General features: G+C 70.9%; 1 protein-coding gene. It reads right to left on the reverse strand.

Annotated features, from left to right (window positions below):
- Positions 1-23: 23 nt before the first annotated feature.
- Complete coding sequence (locus Aple_RS54755) at positions 24-23,084, reverse strand: type I polyketide synthase (RefSeq protein WP_246264853.1); 23,061 nt, start codon at positions 23,082-23,084, stop codon at positions 24-26.
- Positions 23,085-23,093 lie beyond the last annotated feature (9 nt).

The following is a 23,093-nucleotide window of genomic DNA, read 5'->3' on the forward strand; positions in this document are numbered from 1 at the left end:
GGCCCTCCAATTCAGACGCGGGGTCACAGATCTTTCGAGCGGCCCAGCTCGTTGTCGATGAAACTCAGGATTTCCTCGGTGCTCGCCGATTCGAGCATGTCGGCGACCGCGATTTCACTAGTGTCCGTGTCGCTCTCGCTCACCATCGCCAGCAGCTGACGCAGCCGGGTAGCGATGCCGTTGCGAGTGAGCTCATCGAGGGCGTCGCCGGAGAGAACGGCCTCGACCCTGTCGAGATCACCCAGCACCGTCGGCTCTTCCGCGGTGTCCGCCTCGGGCGCCATCTCCGTCACGATGTGCTCGGCGAGGCTGGCGGGGGTGGGGTAGTCGAAGATGAGCGTCACCGGCAACCGCAGCCCCGTCGCCGCGTTCAGCCGGTTACGCAGCTCGACCGTGGTGAGCGAGTCGAAGCCCAGCTCGCGGAACTCCCGCCCCTCCTCAATCGCGTCCGCCGACGCGTGCCCAAGCACCGCCGCCGCCTGCGACCGCACCAGCTCCACCACCAGCCAGATCTGCTCGGCCTTCGCCATACCGGCCAGCTGCCGAGACAGCGCCTCGCCCGCGTCGCCACCCGCCGACCCCGACGCCGCCGTGCGGCGGGTGCCGCGTACCAGCCCGCGGAACAGCGGCGGGACCAGCTGGGCGGGCATCGGCGGCAGGTTCATCGGGACCGGGAGCACCAGCGGCGAATCCGAGCCGATGGCCGTGTCGAACAGGGCCAGCCCCTGCTCGGTGGTGATGGGCGGCAGTCCGGCGGCGGTCATCCGCTGGACCTCGGCCCGCGACAAACTCCCGATCATGCCGCTGGTCTGCGCCCACAGTCCCCAGGCCAGGGACAGGCCCGGCAGTCCTTGAGCGCGGCGGGTGGCCATCAAAGCGTCCAGCCAGACGTTGGCCGCCGCGTAGTTGCCCTGACCGGCGTTGCCCGTCACTCCGGCCAGTGAGGAGAAGACCATGAAGTCGGCCAGGTCCAGGTCCTGGGTCAGCTCGTGCAGGTGCCAGGCGGCGTCCACCTTCGGCCGCAGCACCGACTCCAGGCCCTCCGGCGTCAGCGACGCGATGGTCCCGTCCGCGAGCACACCCGCGGTGTGGATCACCGCGGTCAGCGGATGCTCGGCGCCGATCCCCGCCAGCAGCGCCGCCACCTGGTCCCGGTCGGCCACATCGCAGGCGGCGATGGTCACGTGCGCGCCCAGTTCCTGCTCCAGCTCGCGTGCGCCGGTCGCTTCCAGACCTCTCCGGCTGACCAGCAGCAAGTGTCGTACGTCGTGCTCGGCCACCAGATGCCGGGCCACCTCCGCGCCCAGACCGCCGGTGCCACCGGTGATCAGCACGGTGCCTTCCGGGTTCCAGCGGCGCGGCATGGTCAGGACGATCTTGCCGGTGTGCCGGGCCTGGCTCATGAACCGGAACGCCTCACGACCCCGCCGCACATCCCACGCCGTGACGGGTAGCGGCCGCAGCTCGCCGGTTGCGAACAGCCCTGCCAGCTCGGTCAGGATCTCCCGCAACCGCTCAGGTCCGGCGTCCATCATGTCGAACCAGCGGTAGGTCAGCCCGGGGAACTGCTCCTGGTCACGGATGTCCAGTTTGCCCATCTCGATGAACCGGCCGCCCGGGCGCAGCAATCGTGCGGAAGCGTCGATGAAGTCGCCGGTCAGCGAGTTCAGGACCACATCGATCCCCCGGTCACGGAACCGCTCCTCGAACTCCAGGGTGCGTGAGGAGGCGATGTGATCGTCCGGGATGCCCAGCGAACGCAGCACATCCCACTTGGCCGGACTGGCCGTGACGAACACCTCCACCCCCAGCCGCTGGGCCAGCTGGATCGCCGCCATGCCCACACCGCCCGCCCCGGCGTGCACCAGCAGCGACTCACCGGGCCGCAACCCGGCCAGATCCATCAGCCCGTAATAGGACGTCAGGAACGCCACCGGGATCGTCGCCGCCTGCTCGAAGGAGACCCCGTCGGGCACCTTCGCCAAGGCCGTGGCCGAGGCGACGACCACGGGGCCGAAGGCGCCCTCGGCCAGACCCATCACGCGGTCTCCCGGGCTCAGGTCCTCCACTCCAGGGCCGACCTCCATGACCACGCCGGCGGCCTCGCTGCCCATCAGACTGGCCATGTCCTGGTACCAGCCCAGCGCGTTGAGCCCGTCCAGCAGGTCCCGGAAGTTGACTCCCGTCGCGTGCACCGCGACGCGCACCTGTCCGGCTCCCAGCGGTTCCGCCGCCCTCGGGAAGGGAAGCAGTTCCAGCGCGTCCAGGCTGCCCTTGGCCTGGCTGCCCAGCCGCCACGGCACCCCGGCCGGAGGCACCAACCCCGACCCCGACGCCAGCGGCGCCAACCGCGGCACCCGCACCCCACCGGCACGCACCGCCACCTGCGGCTCATCACAGGCCAGCACCCCGGCCAGCACCGGCCCGGACAGCTCGCCATCGACATCCACCAGGACAAACCGGCCCGGATTCTCCGACTGCGCACTACGGACAAGACCCCACACCGCCGCCGCAGCCAGATCGGCGACCGCCTCGCCCTCACCGGCCGCCACCGCGCCCCGCGTCACGAACACCAGCCGCGAGTCCTCCAGCCGCTCGTCGGCAAGCCACCCCTGCAAGAGTTCCAGCGCCGAAGCGGTCACCTCATGCGCGCAGGCCACCGCGTCCCCAGCCGGATCGGTCACGATCCCGGCCAGCACCACACCCGGCACCGGCCCCGCCTCGGCCAGCGCCGACAGATCCGGATAAACCTCGACCTGGTCCCTGGCAAGACCCAGCGTGTCCAGACCGACCACCACCACCGGCACCGGATCGGCCGTCGGAAGATCCGAAAGCGCGGTCCATTCCAGCCGGAACAGCCCGTCTCCCATCGTCGCCTGGCCACCGGCCGCGGTTGCGAGCTGATCCGCCGAGAACGGGCGCAGCGCCAGCGACCGCGCCGACACCACCGGCGCGCCCGCCGCGTCGACCGCCGCCAGCTCCACCGAGTCGGCGGCGGTGCGGGCCAGCCGGACCCGCAACACCGACGCTCCGCCGGCCTCCAGGGACACCCCGGTCCAGGAGAACGGCACCAGGCCACCCTCGGAATCGTCAAGCCCGGCGAAGGCCACCACGTGCAACGCCGCGTCCAGCAGCGCCGGATGCAAACCGAACGTCCCCGCCTCCGACTGCGCCTGCTCGGGCAACGCGACCTCGGCGAAGACCTCACCGTCAGATCCGCGCCAGGCCGCCCGCAGCCCCCGGAACACCGGGCCGTAGCCGAACCCGTCCGCGACCAGGTCCTCGTACAACCCGTCCAGGTCAATCGCGGTCGCGCCCCGTGGCGGCCAGATCCCGGCGTCGAACGACCCGGCTTCCGCAGAACCGGTCGCGAGCATGCCGGTGGCGTGCCGTACCCACGGGGCGTCGGCGGCGGCTTCCGCCGAGCGGGCGTAGACGTTCACGCTCCGGCGGCCCGACTCGTCGGGCGCGCTCACCGACACCTGCACCGCGACCGCGTCGTCCGCGCTCAGCACCAGCGGCGCGGTCAGGGTCAGCTCCTCCACCAGGTCACAGCCGACCTGGTCACCCGCCCGGATCGCCAGTTCCAGGAACCCGGTGCCCGGGAAGATCATCATCCCGGCCACCACGTGATCGGCCAGCCACGGATGCGACCGCACCGACAGGCGGCCGGTAAGCAGCACACCGTCGGAGTCGGCCAGGCCCACCGCCGCACCCAGCAGAGGATGACCGGCCACCGCCAGCCCCGCCGCCGCCACGTTCCCCACCTGAGACGCCAGCCCCTTGGGCCAGAACCACTGATGCCGGAAGGCGTACGTCGGCAGGTCCACCCGGCGCCCGCTCGGCAGCAGCGCCTGCCAGTCCACCGCCACCCCGTGCACGTGCAGCTCGGCCAGCGCCGTCAGCACAGCCGTGTGCTCGTCCCTGTCCTTACGCAGCGTCGGCACCAGCGCCACATCAGCGTCGTGTACGTCCACCGCGAGGGTGCCGGCGGCCATGGCGGCCAGCACCCCGTCAGGGCCCAGCTCCAGATAGGCCCGTACGCCCTGGGCGTGCAGCGTGCGGACGCCGGCGGCGAAGCGGACCGCGCCACGGACCTGGTCCACCCAGTAGCCCGGCGAGCACAGCTGCTCGGCCGTGGCCGCCTCCCCGGTCAATGTCGACACGATCGGGATACGCGGCGGGTTGTAGGTGAGCCTGCCGGCCAGCGTGCGGAAGTCCGCCAGCATCGGGTCCATCAACGGCGAGTGGAACGCGTGCGACACCCGCAACCGCCGCGTCTTAACCCCGCGCTCCCCCAGCGTGGCGGCGACCTCAAGGACCGGCTGCTCGGCCCCGGAGAGCACCAGCGAGGCAGGACCGTTCACCGCCGCGATCGACACCTCATCCGAACGACCGGCCAGCAGATCGGCGACCTGATCCTCCGACGCCTGGATCGCGACCATCGCCCCACCGGGCGGGAGCGCCTGCATCAACCGCGCCCGGGCCGCCACCAGCGCACACGCATCACCCAGCGACAGCACCCCGGCCACGTGAGCGGCCGTGATCTCCCCGATCGAGTGCCCCGCCAGCACATCCGGCCGGACCCCCCACGATTCGACCAGCCGGAACAGAGCGGTCTCCACCGCGAACAACGCCGGCTGCGCCCACCCCGTCTGGTCCAGCGACTCCGACTCGGTGAACATCACATCGCGCAACGATCCGCCGAGCAGTGGGTCCAGCTCGGCGATCACCTCGTCCAAAGCCTCGGCGAACACCGGGAAGCGGTCGTACAGCTCCCGGCCCATCCCCGCCCGCTGGCTCCCCTGACCGGTGAACAACACCGCGAGCTTCGGCTCCGTCGCGGCCACGCCGCGCACCACACCCGCACCCGGCCGGTCCTCCGCCAGCGCGCCCAGCCCGGCCAGCAGACCATCACGGTCCCCGGCCAGCACCACCGCACGATGCTCGAACACCGACCGCATCGTGGCCAGCGAGAACGCCACATCGGCCAAGGCCGGCTCGTCGTGGGCCGCCACATGCGCGGCCAGCCGGTCGGCCTGCGCCAGCAGCACCTCTGCCGTACGGGCCGACACCAGCACCGGAACCACCTCGGTGACCGGTTCCCGATCCACCGCACCCGGCTCGGCCTGCGGTCCTTCCTCCAAAATCACATGCGCGTTGGTGCCGCTGATCCCGAACGAGGAGACACCGGCCCGGCGCGGGTGACCGTTCCGTGGCCACTCAGCCGGCTCGGTCAGCAGTTCCACCGCGCCGGAGGTCCAGTCCACGTGCGAGGAAGGCTCGTCCACGTGCAGCGTCTTGGGCAGCATGCCGTGGCGCATCGCCAGCACCATCTTGATCACACCGGCGACGCCCGCGGCGGCCTGGGTGTGACCGAAGTTCGACTTGATCGCGCCCACCAGCAGCGGCCGATCCCTCGGCCGATCCTTGCCGTAGGTCGCCAGCAGAGCCTGCGCCTCGATCGGGTCACCCAGCTTCGTACCCGTGCCGTGCGCCTCCACCGCGTCCACCTCGGACGGCGACAGCCCCGAAACGGCCAGCGCCTGACGGATCACCCGCTGCTGCGACGGACCGTTCGGCGCGGTCAACCCGTTGGACGCACCGTCCTGGTTGATCGCCGAACCACGCAGCACCGCCAGCACCTCATGCCCGTTGCGGCGAGCGTCCGACAACCGCTCCAGCACCACCACACCCACGCCCTCAGACCAGGTCGTGCCGTCGGCGGCGTCGGAGAACGCCTTGCACCGCCCGTCAGGCGACAGGACGCCTTGCGCGCTGAACCCCATGAACCCGAACGGGGTGGTCATCACCGTGACACCGCCGGCCAGCGCCAGGCCGCACTCGCCCGACCGCAGCGCCTGCGCCGCCATGTGCATCGCCACCAGCGACGACGAACAGGCGGTGTCCACCGTCACCGCCGGACCCTCCAGACCCAGGGTGTACGAGAGACGGCCGGACAGCACGCTGGCCGACATTCCGGTCATGGCATGACCCTGCACATCGGGTGCGGCGTTCATCACCAAACTCGCATAGTCCTGGCCGTTGGTGCCGACGAAGACCCCGGTGGAGCTGCCCTTCAGCGAGACCGGGTCGATCCCGGCCCGCTCGACGGCCTCCCAGACCCCCTCCAGCAGCAACCGCTGCTGCGGATCCATCGCCAACGCCTCACGCGGCGAGATCCCGAAGAACCCGGCGTCGAACCCGGCCGCGTCCGCTAGGAATCCGCCCTGGATGTCCAGGTCCGTCCCGGAGAGCATGCTCAGGTCCCAGCCACGATCGGCCGGGGCCGGCGAGATCGCGTCCGCACCCTCGGACAGCAACCGCCACAGACCCTCCGGCGAATCCACCCCACCGGGGAATCGACAGCTCATCCCCACGATCACGATCGGATCGTTCGTCACCGGCGCCATCGCCGTGGGCACCACCACATCGGCGCCCTCTCCGAACAACTCGTTCAGCAGAAACTCCGCCAGCACGATCGGCGTCGGGTAGTCGAACACCAGCGTCGTCGGCAACCGCAGCCCGGTCGCGATGTTCAGCCGGTTACGCAGCTCGACCGCGGTGAGGGAGTCGAAGCCCAGCTCACGGAACTCCCGCCGCGCCTGGACCGCCTCCGCCGACGTGTACCCCAGCACCACCGCCGCCTGCGCGCGAACCAGCTCCGCCAGCACCCGGACCTGCTCGGCCTTCGCCAACCCGGCCAGCCGCCGCAGCAGCTCCCCGTCGCCGTCCACCGGTACGGAGACCGCCGACCGCCGACCCGTACGGACGAGGCCCCGCAGCAGATGCGGCACCTCGGGGAACCTGCGCAAAACCGCGAGTTGCAGCCGCGTCGCCACCACCGCCGCGTGAACTGTCGTGGCGGCCGTCTCAAAGGCCGCCAGGCCCTGCTCAGCCGACAACGCCGGCATGCCCGCCCGCGCCATCCGGCGCAGCTCGATCGCGCCAAGACCGCCGGTCAGCCCGGTCTCCTGCGCCCACAGGCCCCAGGCCAGCGACAGTCCCGCCAAGCCCCGTGCCCGGCGCGACTCGGCCAGCGCGTCCAGAAACGCGTTCGCCGCCGCGTAGTTGCCCTGACCGGCGTTGCCCAGCACCCCGGCGAAAGAGGAGAACAGCACGAACGCGGCCAGATCCAGGCCCTCGGTCAGCTCGTGCAGGTGCCAGGCGGCGTCCACCTTCGGCCGCAGGACCGTGTCCAGACCCTCCGCCGTCAACGACGGAATCGTCCCGTCGGCCAGCACACCAGCGGTGTGCACGACCGCCGTCAGGGGATGACCCGCGTCGATCCCGGCCAGCAACGCCGCGACGTGATCACGGTCGGCCACGTCACAGGCGACGATCTCGACCTCGGCGCCATGCGCGATCAGCTCCGCCCGCAGCTCCAGCGCGCCAGGAGCCGCCGGCCCCCGGCGGCTGGTCAGCAGCAGACGCCGTACGCCACGCTCGGCCACCACATGCCGCGCGAACAGCGCACCCAGACCACCGGTCCCACCGGTGATCAACACCGTGCCCGCTGGATCCCACGCGCGGACGCCGTCCTCGCCGAGGGCGGAACCGGGCACCACCCGCGCCAAGCGGGCAACCCGCACCTCGTCCCCGCGTACCGCCACCTGCGGCTCGCCGCAGGCCAGCACCCCGGCCAGCACCGAGTCAGACAGCTCATCATCGACATCGGCCAGCACGAACCGGCCCGGGTTCTCCGACTGCGCCGACCGCACCAGGCCCCACACCGCCGCGGCCGGCAGATCGGTGACGGTCTCACCGTCGCCCGTCGCCACCGCACCCCGAGTGACCACCACCAGACGCGAATCAGCGAACCGGTCGTCAGCCAGCCACCCCTGCAGCAAAGTGAGAACGCGCGAGGTCAGCGCGTGCGCCGCCTCCACCGTCTCACCGTCAGAGGCGACCTCCGTCAGCACCACACCCGACCCCACCAGGGGCGAGAGATCCAGCGAGTCCAAATCAAGCACCGTCATCGGCGCCGGGTCGGCTTCCGGCAGACCGCCGACCACGGACCAGTCCACCCGGAACAGGTCGTCCCGCCCGGCCCCACGGCCGTCGGACACGGCGAGCCGCTCATCGGACATCGGCCGCAGCACCACCGGCCGCGCCGACACCACCGGCGCGCCCGACCTGTCCACGGCCATCAGCGCCACCGAATCGCCATCGGCCCTGGCCAGCCGCACGCGGAGCACCGACGCCCCACTCGCGTGCAGGCGCACCGTCCCCCACGAGAACGGCAACCGGCCTCGCTCGGCCTCGTCCAGCCCGGCGAACGGCACCGTGTGCAAGGCCGCGTCCAGCAAGGCCGGGTGCAGCCCGAAGGAATCCGCTCCGCCGACGTGCTCCGGCAGGCTCAGCTCGGCGAAGATCTCACCGTCAGACCCCCGCCAGGCCGCCCGCAGACCCTGGAACGCCGGACCGTACGCCAGCCCCTCCTCCGCCAGTTCCTCGTAGAACCCGTCCAGTTCGATCGCGGTCGCGCCGGCCGGAGGCCACACCGCCGCATCGAACGACTCGGCATCCACAGCACCGGTGGCCAGCACACCGGTGGCGTGCCGCACCCACGGCACGTCCTCGGCCGCGTCCGCCGAACGCGCGTAGACGATCACCGGGCGACGGCCCGGCTGCTCCGCGGCCTCGACCCACACCTGCACCGCGACCGCGTCACCCCCGACCAGCACCAGGGGCGTGGTCAGCGTCAGCTCCTCGATCACGTCGCAGCCGACCTGGTCACCCGCCAGGACGGCGAACTCCACGAACACGCTGCCCGGCACCGTCACCGTCCCGGCCACCACGTGGTCGGCCAGCCACGGATGCGACGAGAGCGACAACCGCCCGGTCAGCACCACCCCATCGGAATCGGCCCGGGGCATCACCGCACCCAGCAGCGGATGCCTCGTCGCGTCCAGACCCAGAACACGGACATCACCGCTCTGCTGGGCGTTGGGCCAGTACCGCTGGTGCTGGAAGGCGTAGGTCGGCAGATCGACCCGGCGTCCACCCGGCAGCACGCTCTTCCAGTCCACCTCGATGCCGCGGACGAACAGCTCGGCAGCCGAGATCAGCACCCGGTCCAGCCCGCCCTCGTCACGCCGCGAGGTCCCAGTGATCACGGCGTCCACCGCGGCCTCGTCCACGCATTCGCCGATGCCAACCGTCAGCACCGGGTGCGGGCTCACCTCGACGAACGCCCGGTACCGCTGCTCCAGCAGTTCCCCGACGGCCGGGGCGAAGTTGACCGTGTTGCACAGGTTGTCACACCAGTAGGCCGCGTTGAGTTCCGGCCCTTCCAGCCACTGGCCGGTCACGGTCGACAGCATCGGCACCCGCACCGACTGTGGAGCCACCTCCGCCAGGACCTGGGCCAGTTCCGCACCGATCAGATCGACCTGAGCCGAGTGCGAGGCGTAGTCCACCGCGATACGCCGGACCCGCACCTCCTCAGCGGTCAGACGCTCCACCAGCTCCTCGACGGCGTGCACTTCACCGGCCACCACCACGGAGCGAGGGCCGTTGATGGCCGCGACCGACACCCGTCCGTCCCAGACGGCCAGCCGCTCACGGACCTGCTCGACCGGCAACGACACCGACGCCATCGCGCCAAGCCCGGCCAGCTGGTCGGCGATCAGGCGGCTGCGCAGGGCCACGACTCGTGCGCCGTCCTGCAACGACAGGCCACCCGCGACCACCGCAGCAGCGATCTCGCCCTGAGAGTGACCGACCACGGCGTGGGGCCGAACCCCCAGCGACTCCCAGAGTGCAGCCAGCGACACCATCACCGCGAACGACACCGGCTGGACCACATCCACCCGATCCAGCGAGGGAGCGTCCTCGGCCTGGCGGATCACGTCCAGCAGCGACCAGTCCACGAACGGCTCCAACGCCGCCGCGCACTCGGCCATCCGACCGGCGAAGACCGGCGACTCCTCAAGCAGGGCAGCACCCATACCTATCCACTGGGCTCCCTGGCCCGGGAACACCCACACCGACTTGCCGACGACGTCGGCCACGCCTCGGACCACATCCGTCGCCGACTCACCGGCGCCGACCGCCGACAGGCCCGACAGCAGGGCGCCACGATCACGCCCGACCGCCACCGCACGGTGCTCGAACGCCGACCGTGTCGTCGCCAGCGAGAACGCGGTGTCGGCCGGCCCCAGAGCGGGCTCACCGTTCAGGTAGGACGCGAGACGCCCGGCCTGTGCCCGCAACGCCTGACCTGTCTTCGCCGAGATCACCCACGGCACGACACCCGGCGCCTGCTCCTCCGGCTCCACCGCAGGAGTCTCCGGCCCCTGCTCCAAGATCACGTGGGCGTTGGTGCCGCTGATCCCGAACGACGACACACCCGCCCGGCGCGGATGACCGTTCCGCTGCCACTCCACCCGCTCGGTCAGCAGCTTCACCGCGCCAGAAGCCCAGTCCACATGCGAGGACGGCGTATCGACGTGCAGTGTCTTGGGCAGCACGCCATGCCGGAGGGCCATCACCATCTTGATCACACCGGCCACACCGGCGGCGGCCTGCGTGTGACCGATGTTCGACTTGATCGACCCAAGAAGCAGCGGCCGATCCTCCGGCCGATCCTGCCCATAGGTCGCCAAAAGCGCCTGCGCCTCGATCGGGTCACCCAAGGTCGTACCGGTGCCGTGCGCCTCGACCGCGTCCACCTCGGCAGGAGACAGCCCAGCGACGGCCAGCGCCTGACGGATCACCCGCTGCTGCGACGGACCATTCGGCGCCGTCAGACCGTTCGACGCGCCGTCCTGGTTGACCGCCGAACCACGCACGATCGCCAGCACCTGATGACCGTTACGGCGGGCATCCGACAGCCGCTCCAGGACCAGCATGCCCACGCCTTCGGAATAGCTGGTTCCGTCCGCCGCGTCGGCGAAAGACTTGCTCCGGCCGTCGAGGGCCAGCCCGCCCTGCGCGCTGAAACCGACGAACACCGCCGGCGTGGCCATCACCGTGACACCACCGGCCAGCGCCAGCGAGCACTCACCCGACCGCAGCGCCTGCGCGGCCATGTGCATCGCCACCAGCGACGACGAACACGCCGTGTCCACCGTCACCGCCGGGCCCTCCAACCCCAGCGTGTACGAGATTCGACCGGTCACGACGCTTCCCGCGGTACCGGTGCTGATGAAGCCCATCGCCTCCGGGGGGAGTTCCGCGGCCATCGCGTAGTCGTGATACATCACACCGGCGAACACACCCGTGCGACTGCCCCTCAGCGAGGTCGGGTCGATCCCGGCCCGCTCGACCGCCTCCCAGGACGCCTCCAGCAGAAGTCGTTGCTGCGGGTCCATCGCCAGCGCCTCATGGGGCGAGATCCCGAAGAACCCCGGATCGAACTGCGTGGCGCTCTCCAGGAAGCCGCCCTCAAGCACATAGCTGGTGCCCGGGTTATCCGGATCCGGGCTGTACAACGCCTGGAGATCCCAGCCGCGTGTGGTCGGGAACTCGCCGATCCCGTCCCCGCCCTCGGAAACCAGCCGCCACAGATCCTCCGGAGAGTCGACCTCGCCCGGGAAGCGGCACGACATGCCCACGATCACGATCGGATCGTTCGTCACCGGCACTATCGCCGTGGGCACCACCACATCGGCGCCCTCACCGGACAACTCATTCAGCAGAAACTCCGCCAGCACCACCGGAGTCGGATAGTCGAACACCAGCGTGGACGGCAGCCGCAACCCGGTCGCGGCGTTCAACCGGTTACGCAACTCCACCGCGGTGAGCGAGTCGAAGCCCAGCTCACGGAACTCCCGCCGCACCTCCACCGTCTCCGGCGAGGCGTGCCCGAGCACCATGGCCGCCTCGGCGCGCACCAGGTCCACCATGACCTCGGCACGCTCGGCCGCCCCCAGCGGAGCCAGCCGATTCAGCAACGTCGCCGCGACCACCGAACCGGACGCCGCCGACCGCCGGCCGGCCCGGACGAGACCTCGCAGCAACGCGGGGACCTCGCCGAAAGCGCGCATCGCGGGCAGATCCATCCGGACGGGAACCAGCACCGCGTGCCCAAGGGACCCGAGTGCGGTGGCGACATCGAACAGCGCCATGCCTTGCTCGACGGAGAGCGGCGGCATGCCCGTACGGGTGATCCTCCGCATGTCGACATCGCTCAGCGTGCCGGTCAGGCCGGTGTCCTGAGTCCAGGGACCCCACACCAGCGACAGCGCGGGCAGCCCCTCGGCCCTGCGTGACTGGGCGAGTGCGTCCAAGAACGTGTTCGAGGCCGCGTAGTTGGCCTGACCGGGCGAACCCAGGACACCCGACAGCGAGGAGTACAGGATGAACGCCGCGAGGTCCAGGTCCTTGGTGAGCTCGTGCAGGTGCCAGGCGGCGTCCACCTTGGGACGCAGCACCGCGTCCAGCCGCTCCGGTGTCAGCGAGGGAATCGTGCCGTCATCCAGCACACCGGCGGTGTGAATGACCGCGGTCAGCGGATGCTCCTCGTCCACACCGGCCAGCAGAGCCGCCACCTGATCCCGGTCGGCCATGTCACACGCCGCGACCGTGGCCTCGACACCGTGCGCGATCAGCTCCGCCTGCAACTCCACCGCACCCGGAGCCTCCAGGCCCCGGCGACTGGTCAGCAGCAGACGCCGCACCCCGCGCTCGGCCACCAGATGCCGGGCCAGATGACCGCCCAGGCCACCGGTGCCACCGGTGATCAGGACTGTTCCGTCCGGATTCCATGGCTGTTCCGCCGCCTCCTGCGCCGGTGCCATGCGGGTCAGGCGCGGGACCCGCACCGTACTCTCACGCACCGCCGCCTGCGGTTCACCGGAGGCCAGCACCGCGGCCAGCGACGCTGAGGACAGTTCCGCATCGGTGTCGACCAGCACGAACCGGGCCGGGTTCTCCCACTGCGCCGACCGCACCAGACCCCACACCGCAGCAGCCGCCAGATCGGCGACCACCTCGCCCTCCCCCGCCGCCACCGCACCACGAGTGACGAACACCAGCCGCGAAGCCTCGAACCGCTCATCGGCCAAGCACTGCTGGAGCAGACCGAGGACGTGAGCGACCAGCTCGTGCGTCGACTCCACCACGTTCTCGGCGTCGGCGTTCTCGGCGTCGGCGTTCTCGGCGTCGGCCGACCCGACGGTGACCATGACCACGTCCGGCGCCGGATCCAGCGAGGCGAGCTCCCCGGTCAGCTCGACCACACTCGCGTCGGCCGCCGGGACCGGCGCCTCCGAGAGCGAGATCCAGTCCAGCCCGAACATGGAGTCCCGCCCGGTCTCCGGGCCACTGCCGGCGGCGGCGAGCTGGTCGGCCGAGACCGGCCGCAGCACCAGTGACCGTGCCGACAGCACCGGCTGCCCATCGGCGTCCACCACGCTCACCGACACGGCGTCGTCGCCCACCTTGGCCAGGTGCACCCGCAGCAGCGCCGCTCCGGTGGCGTACAGGCTCACCTCCTGCCAGGAGAACGGCAGCCGCGTACCCGCCGTGGTGTCCAGCCCGGCGAAGGTGACCGCGTGCAGGGCGGCGTCCAGCAACGCAGGATGCACCCCGAACGCACCGGCGTCCAGCTGCGCCTGCTCCGGCAACGCGACCTCGGCGAAGACCTCACCGCCGGCGCCCTGCCAGGCCGCCCGCAGGCCCTGGAACACCTCGCCGTAGCCGAGCGGGCTGTCGGCCAGCAGGTCGTAGAAGCCGTCCAGCGCGATCGCGGTCGCGCCGACCGGCGGCCACACCGCCGCGTCGAACGGTGCGGCGGTCCGAGCCTGGGTGGCGAGCGTGCCGGTGGCATGCCGAACCCAGGGGACATCGTCACCGGCCTCCGCCGGACGGGAGAAGACGCTCACGCTCCGGCGGCCGGTCTCCTCCGGGGCGCCCACCGCGATCTGCACCGCGACCGCGTCGCCCTCATTGAGAACCAGTGGAGCCGCCAGCGTCAGTTCCTCCACCAGGTCGCAGCCGACCTGGTCGCCCGCCTGGATCGCCAGCTCAAGGAATCCGGTGCCCGGGAAGAACACCATCCCGGCCACCTTGTGGTCGGCCAGCCACGGATGCGACGACAGCGACAACCGCCCGGCCAGCACGACCCCGCCGGAATCGGCCAGGCCCATGGTGGCGCCCAGCAGCGGATGGCGCACCGCCGCCAGTCCCACCGCGGACACATTCCCCATGCTCATACCGACACCAGCGGACCAATACCGGTGGTGCTGGAAGGCGTAGGTGGGCAGGTCCACCTGGCGTCCACCTGGCAGTACGGCCTGCCAGTCCACCGCCACGCCGCGCACGAACAGCTCGGCCGCCGAGACCAGAACCCGGTCCAGCCCGCCCTCGTCACGACGCAACGTCCCGGCGATCACCGCATCTGCTGCGGCCTCATCCACGCATTCGCCGATGCCAATCGTCAGCACCGGATGCGGGCTCACCTCCACGAACGCCCGGTACCGCTGCTCCAGCAATTGGCCGATCGCCGGGGCGAAGGCCACCATGTCGCGCAGGTTGTCACACCAGTACGCCGCGTCGAGTTCCGGCCCCTCCAGCCACAGGCCGGTCACGGTCGACAACATCGGCACCCGCACCGCACGCCCAGCCACTCCCGCCAGGACCTGCGTGAGTTCGTCACGGATCAGATCGACCTGAGCCGAATGCGAGGCGTAATCCACCGCGATACGGCGAACCCGCACCCCCTCACCCGACCATCGCTCCACCAGTTCTTCGACGCCCTGCACCTCACCGGCCACCACGACTGAATTCGGGCCGTTGACCGCCGCCACCGACACTCGTCCGTCCCAGGCCGACAGCCGCTCCCACACCTGCTCGACGGGCAACGCCACCGACGCCATCGCCCCGAGCCCGGCCAGCCGGTCGGCGATCAGACGGCTGCGCAACGCCACCACCCGCGCGCCGTCCTGCAACGACAGACCACCCGCGACCACCGCAGCGGCGATCTCGCCCTGAGAGTGGCCGACCACGGCGTCCGGGCGCAGGCCGAGCGATTCCCACACCGCCGCCAGCGACACCATCACCGCGAACGACACCGGTTGGACCACATCGACCCGATCCAGCGAGGGAGCGTCCTCGGCCTGGCGGATCACATCCAGCAGCGACCAATCCACGAACGGCTCCAACGCCGCCGCACACTCCGCCATCCGACCAGCGAAGACCGGCGACTCCTCAAGCAGGGCAGCACCCATCCCCGCCCACTGGGCTCCCTGGCCCGGGAACACCCACACCATCCGGCCGTCCACATCGGACACGCCCCGGACCACACCCGTCGCCGACTCGCCGGCCTCGACCGCGGCAAGGCCCGCCAGCAACTCCGCATGGTCGGTCCCGACCACCACCGCACGGTGCTCGAACACCGACCGTGACGTCACCAGCGAGAACGCCGTGTCCACCGGACGCAGATCGCGGTGCGTCGCCACGTACGCACTCAGGCGACCCGCCTGATCGTGCAGCGCCTGGCCGGTCTTGCCCGAGACCACCCACGGCACCGCGCCCGCCATCGGCGTGGGGTCCGTCACGCCCGGCTCGGCCCGCGGTGCTTCCGGCCCCGCTTCCAAGATCATGTGTGCGTTGGTGCCGCTGACCCCGAACGACGACACGCCCACCCGCCGTGGACGACCCGTCTCCGGCCACTCCCGCTGCTCGGTCAGCACTTCCACCGCGCCGGAGTCCCAGTCCACGTGCGAGGACGGCGCGTCCACGTGCAGCGTCTTGGGCAGCACGCCGTGCCGCATGGCCATGACCATCTTGATCACACTGGCCACACCCGCCGCCGCCTGCGCGTGGCCGATGTTCGACTTGATCGAGCCCAGCAGCAACGGACGCTCGTCCGACCGGTCCTGGCCGTAGGTCGCCAGCAGGGCCTGCGCCTCGATCGGGTCGCCCAGCACCGTACCCGTGCCGTGTGCCTCGACCGCGTCCACCTCCGACGGCGACACTCCGGCGTTGGCCAGCGCCTGACGGATCACCCGGCGCTGGGAAGGACCGTTCGGCGCCGTCAGGCCGTTGGACGCCCCGTCCTGGTTGATCGCAGAACCACGCACGATCGCCAGCACCTGATGCCCGTTGCGCTGAGCGTCCGACAGCCGCTCCAGCATCACCAGGCCGACGCCTTCGGACCACCCGATGCCGTCCGCCGAGTCGGAGAACGCCTTGCACCGGGCGTCCGGCGCCAGCCCGCCCTGCTCGTCGAACTCCGCGAACGCCGCGAGGGTGGCCATCACCGTCACGCCTCCGGCGAGTGCGCGTGAGCACTCCCCGTTGCGCATGGCCTGCGCCGCCAGGTGGATGGTCACCAGCGACGACGAGCAGGCGGTGTCCACCGTCACCGCCGGGCCCTCAAGACCGAAGGTGTAGGAGATCCGACCGGAGGCCACACTGGCGAGCTGGCCGGTCATGATGTGACCGAGAGACTCCTCGCCGAGCATGTAGCTTGAGGCGACGGCACCGATGTAGACGCCGGTGTCGCTGCCCCGCAACGAGTGCGGATCGATGCCGGCCCGCTCGAAGACCTCCCAGGCGGTCTCCAGCAGCAGGCGCTGCTGCGGGTCCATCGCCAGCGCCTCACGCGGCGAGATCCGGAAGAACTCCGCGTCGAACTGGGGCGCGTCGAAGATGAACCCGCCCTTCAGGCCCAGATCGGTGAAGCTCTCCCAGCCGCGGTCGCCCGGGATCGCCGTGATGGCGTCCTGTCCTTCGAAGACCAGCCGCCACAGGTCCTCCGGAGAGTTCACCCCTCCGGGATAACGGCAGGCCATCGAGACGATGGCGATCGGGTCGTCCCCGGTCGAGACCGCGGCCACCGGCAGGATGACGTCGCCGTGCGCGCCGAGCACCTCGCTCAGGAGGTGCTCTCCCAGCGCGGCGGGGGTGGGGTAGTCGAAGACGAGAGTGGAAGGCAGGCGCAGGCCGGTGGCCAGGTTGAGCCGGTTGCGCAGCTCGATCGCGGTCAGCGAGTCGAAGCCCAGCTCGCGGAACTCACGACGGACGTCCACCGCAGCGGGATCGGAGTGTCCGAGGACGGCGGCGGCCTGCGCCCGGACCAGATCGACGACGAACCGGACGCGGTCGGCCTGCGCCAGACCGGCCAGCTGCCGCAGCAGCACCCCTTCTCCGGCGGCGGGCGCCGACGCCGCCGTACGGCGGGTGCTCCGCACGAGCCCGCGCAGCAGCGGCGGCACCAGCTGAGCGGGCATCGCCGGCAGGTTCATCGGGACCGGGAGCACCAGCGGCGAATCCGACCCCAGTGACGTGTCGAACAACGCCATCCCCTGCTCGGGGGTGATCAGCAGGAGCCCCGTGGTGGTCATCCGCTGCACGTCTGCCTGCGTCATGCCCCCGGTCATCCCGGTGGCCTCCGCCCACAGCCCCCACGCCAGGGACAGGCCCGGCAGTCCTTGGGCCCTGCGGGTAGCCATCAGCGCGTCCAGCCACACGTTGGCCGCCGCGTAGTTGCCCTGACCGGCGTTGCCCATCACCCCGGCCAGTGAGGAGAACACGACGAAGTCGGCCAGATCAAGATCTGCGGTGAGTTCGTGCAGGTTCCAGGCGGCGTCCACCTTCGGCCGCAGCACCGCGTCCAGCCGCTCCGGCGTCAGCGACGTGATGGTCCCGTCCGCCAGCACCCCCGCCGTATGGATCACCGCGGTCAGCGGATGCTCGGCGCCGATCCCGGCCAGCAGACCGGCCGTCGCTTCCCGGTCGGCCACATCGCAGGCGGCGATGGTCACCTGCGCGCCTCGCGCGGTCAGTTCCCGCGCCAGCTCGCGTGCGCCGGCCGCTTCCAGGCCCCTCCTGCTGACCAGCAGCAGGTGCCGTACGCCGTGCTCGGCCACCAGATGCCGGGCCAGTTCCGCACCCAGAACGCCGGTCCCACCGGTGATCAGCACGGTGCCGTCCGGGTTCCAGCGCCGGGGCATGGTCAGGACGATTTTGCCGGTGTGGCGGGCCTGGCTCATGAACCGGAACGCCTCACGACCCCGGCGCACATCCCACGCCGTCACCGGCAACGGCCGCAGCTCACCGGCCGCGAACAACCCCGCCAGCTCGGTCAGGATCTCGTGCAACCGCTCCTGTCCGGCGTCTGTCACGTCGAACCACTGATAGACCAGTTCGGGGAACTGGTCCTGCTGGCGGATGTCCAGCTTGCCCAGCTCGATGAACCGGCCGCCCGGGCGCAGCAACCGCGCGGAAGCGTCGATGAAGTCGCCGGTCAGCGAGTTCAGGACCACATCGATCCCCCGCCCGCTGAACCGCTCCTCGAACTCCAAAGTCCGCGAGGAGGCGATGTGATCATCCGGGATGCCCAGCGAGCGCAGCGCGTCCCACTTGGCCGGGCTGGCCGTGGCGAACACCTCCACCCCCAGGCGCTGAGCCAGCTGAATCGCCGCCATACCGGTGCCTCCGGCACCCGCGTGCACCAGCAGCGACTCGCCCGGCCGCAACCCGGCCAGATCCATCAGCCCGTAATAGGACGTCAGGAACGCCACCGGAATCGTCGCCGCCTGCTCGAAGGAGACCCCGTCGGGGATCTTCACCAGAGCCGTGGCCTCGGCGACGACCATCGGGCCGAAGGCGCCCTCGGCCAGACCCATCACCCGGTCGCCCGCGCGCAGATCCTCCACCTCGGAGCCGACCTCCAGCACCACGCCGGCGGCCTCGCTGCCCATCAGGCTGACCATGTCCTGGAACCAGCCCAGCGCGTTCAACCCGTCCAGCAGGTCCCGGAAGTTGATTCCCGCGGCGTGCACCGCGACGCGCACCTGCCTGGCCCCCAGCGGTTCCGCCACCTTCGGGAAGGGAAGCAGCTCCAGCGCGTCCAGGCTGCCCTTGGCCTGACTGCCCAGCCGCCACGGCACCCCTGCCGGAGGCACCAAACCCGCCCCCGACACCAGCGACGCCAACCGCGACACCCGCGCCTCACCCGCACGCACCACCGCCTGCGACTCGTCCGAGGACAGAACCGCGAGCAGCACGTCGCGCAAAGCCGCGAGCGAGGACTCCTCACCATCCACATCGACCAGGACGAACCGGCCCGGATTCTCCGACTGCGCACTGCGGACAAGACCCCACACCGCCGCGGCCGCCAGATCGGCGACCGCCTCACCCTCACCCGCCGACACCGCATTCCGCGTCACGAACACCAACCGCGAATCGCCGAACCGCTCCTCGGCCAGCCAGCCCTGCAGGAGGCTCAGCACGTCAGCGGTCGCCTCATGCGCCGCCGCCACCGCGTCCGCCATCGGCTCGGTGACGACCTCGACCAGCACCGCTTCCGGCACCGGACCTGCCTCGGCCAGCGCCGGCAGATCACGATGAAGAGCGACCGAACCCCACGTCCCCGCAAGACCCAGCACGTCCGGCTCAGATCCGGCGAACCCGGCCACCGCCATCGACACCGGAACGGCTTCGGGGACCTCCGGCAGCGGAGTCCAGTCCAACCGGAACAGCCCGTCCCGCGTCGCCGGTGCCCCACCCGCGGCGACCTGATCAGGTGAGAACGCACGGAGCACCAGCGAGCTCACGGACAGCACCGGCTCTCCGGCGGCGTCCACCGCGCTCAGCGACACCGTGTCTTCGCCCACCTTGGCCAGCCGGACGCGCAACAGCGCCGCTCCGGTGGCGTACAGGCTCACCTCCTGCCAGGAGAACGGCAACCGCGTACCCGCCGCGACGTCCAGCCCGGCGAAGGTCGACGCGTGCAACGCCGCGTCCAGCAAAGCCGGATGCACCCCGAACGCACCCGCGTCCGACTGCGCCTGCTCGGGCAGTGCGACCTCGGCGAACACCTCGCCGCCCGCGCCCCACCAGGCCGCCCGCAACCCCTGGAACACCGGGCCGTAGACGAGCGAACTCTCGGCCATCCGCTCGTAGAAGCCGTCCAGCTCGATCGCGGTCGCGCCGGCCGGCGGCCACACCGCCGCATCGAACGGCACGGCCGGGGAGGCGGCGGTCGTCCGGGGTCCGGTGGCCAGCGTGCCGGTGGCGTGCCGTACCCACTTCACCTCGTCGTCCGCGTCGGCGGGCCGGGCGTAGATGTTCACGCTTCGCCTGCCGGTCTCCTCTGGCGGACCCACCGCGATCTGGACCGCGACCGCGTCGTTCTCGCCCAGCACCAGCGGCGCGACCAGGGTCAGCTCCTCGACCACGTCGCAGCCGACCTGGTCACCCGCCCGGACCGCCAGCTCAAGGAATCCGGTGCCGGGGAAGAACACCATCCCCGCCACCAGGTGATCGGCCAGCCAAGGATGCGACTTCACCGACAGGCGGCCGGTCAGCAGCACGCCGTCCGAGTCGGCCAGACTCACAGCGGCACCCAGCAGCGGGTGCCTGGTCGCGGACAGGCCCAGAACACGGGCGTCACCGCTCTGCTGGGCGGCGCTCGGCCAGAACCGCTGGTGCTGGAAGGCATAGGTCGGCAGATCGACCCGGCGACCGCCCGGCAGCAGTGCCCGCCAGTCCACCGTCACGCCGCGTACGAACAGCTCGGCGGCCGAGACCAGCACCCGGTCCAGCCCGCCCTCCTCCCGGCGCAAAGTTCCGGCGATCACCGCGTCCACCGCGGCCTCGTCCACGCATTCGCCGATGCCGATCGTCAGCACCGGATGCGGGCTCACCTCCACGAACACGCGGTGGCGCTGCTCCAGCAGTTCCCCGATCGCCGGGGCGAAGTCGACCGTGTTGCGCAGGTTGTCACACCAGTAGGCCGCGTCGAGTTCCGGCCCCTTCAGCCACTGGCCGGTCACGGTCGACAGCATCGGCACCCGCGCCGGCTGCGGCACCACCCCGGTCAGGACCTGGGCCAGTTCCGCACCGATCAGATCGACCTGAGCCGAATGCGACGCATAGTCCACCGCGATACGGCGAACCCGCACCCCCTCACCCGACCATCGCTCCACCAAGTCTTCAACGGCCCGCAGTTCACCGGCCACCACCACCGAGCGAGGGCCGTTGATCGCCGCGACCGACACCCGCCCATCCCAGACGGCCAGCCGCTCACGCACCTGCTCGACCGGCAACGCCACCGACGCCATCGCGCCAAGCCCAGCCAACCGCTCCCCAATCAGACGGCTGCGCAACGCCACCACCCGGGCACCGTCATCCAACGACAGACCACCCGCCACCACCGCAGCCGCGATCTCACCCTGCGAGTGACCGACCACCGCGCCGGGACGGACCCCCAGCGACTCCCACACCGCCGCCAGCGACACCATCACCGCGAACGACACCGGCTGGACCACATCCACCCGATCCAGCGAGGGAGCGTCCTCGGCCTGGCGGATCACATCCAGCAGCGACCAGTCCACGAACGGCTCCAACGCCGCCGCGCACTCCGCCATCCGACCGGCGAAGACCGGCGACTCCTCAAGCAGGGCAGCACCCATACCGACCCACTGCGCCCCCTGACCCGGGAACACCCACACCGACTTCCCGACGACATCGGCCACACCCGAAACCACGCCACCAGCCGCAGGCTCACCCGAGGCAACCGCGCCCAAGCCCGCCACCAGCTCGCCGCGATCCCCGCCGACCACCACCGCACGGTGCTCGAACACCGACCGCGACACCACCAGCGAGGACCCCACATCCACCGGGTCCAGATCGCCGGCCTCCACCTGCGCCGCCAGACGACGCGCCTGACCACGCAACGCCTCCGGAGTCTTCGCCGAGACCACCCACGGCACGACACCCGGCGCCCGGTCCTGCGGAGTCTCCTCCCCTTCCGGTGTTTCCGGTGCTTGTTCGAGGATTATGTGCGCGTTGGTGCCGCTGATCCCGAACGAGGACACACCGGCCCGGCGCGGGTGACCGTTCTGCTGCCACTCCACCGGCTCGGTCAGCAGTTCCACCGCACCGGCCGACCAGTCCACGTGCGAGGACGGTTCCGTCACGTGAAGCGTCTTGGGCAGCACACCATGCTGGAGGGCCAGGACCATCTTGATCACACCGGCCACGCCCGCAGCCGCCTGCGTGTGGCCGAGATTCGACTTGATCGACCCAAGAAGCAGCGGCCGGCCCTCCTCCCGATCCTGGCCATAGGTGGCCAGCAGCGCCTGCGCCTCGATCGGGTCGCCCAGCGTCGTCCCCGTACCGTGGCCTTCGACCGCGTCCACCTCGGACGGCGAGAGCCCGGCACCGGCCAGCGCCTGCCGGATCACCCGCTGCTGCGAAGGACCGTTCGGAGCGGTCAACCCGTTGGACGCGCCGTCCTGGTTGATCGCCGAACTACGCATCACCGCCAATACCGGGTGACCGTTGCGCCGCGCGTCCGACAACCGCTCCAGCACCAGCATGCCCACACCCTCGGACCAGCTGGTGCCGTCCGCGGTGTCGGAGAACGCCTTGGACCGGCCGTCGGGCGCCATTCCGCCCTGCGCGCTGAAACCAACGAAGACCATGGGCGACGTCATCACCGTCACACCACCGGCCAGCGCCAGGCTGCACTCGCCCGACCGCAGCGCCTGCGCCGCCATGTGCATCGAGACCAGGGATGACGAGCAGGCGGTGTCCACCGTCACCGCCGGGCCCTCCAACCCCAGCGTGTACGAGAGACGGCCGGACAACACGCTGGCGGCCAGACCGGTGACGCCATGGCCTTGGAGATCCGCCTGAGCGTGTATGACCAGACTCATGTAGTCCTGGCCGTTGGTGCCCACGAACACACCGGTGTGGCTGCCCTTCAGCGAGACCGGGTCGATCCCGGCCCGCTCGATCGCCTCCCAGGACGTCTCCAGCAGCACCCGCTGCTGCGGATCCATCGCCAGCGCCTCACGCGGCGAAATGCCGAAGAACCCGGCGTCGAACTCCGCCGCGTCCGCCAGGAACCCACCCTGGTCGATCGCGCCACCCAGCCCTGCCGACCCCTCCAGATCCCAGCCCCGATCGGCCGGGGACGGCGAGATCGCGTCCTCACCCTCGATCAGTAACCGCCACAAACCCTCAGGAGAACTGACCCCGGCCGGAAAGCGGCACGCCATCGACACGATGGCGATCGGCTCGCGCTTACCCGACTCCACCTCTTCGAGCCGCCGACGGGTCTCGTGCAGATCGGCGGCGATCGACTTGAGGTAGTCAACGAGCTTCAGGTCTTCCGACATGGGCGAAGC

Source organism: Acrocarpospora pleiomorpha, from assembly GCF_009687885.1.
GTDB lineage: Bacteria > Actinomycetota > Actinomycetes > Streptosporangiales > Streptosporangiaceae > Acrocarpospora > Acrocarpospora pleiomorpha.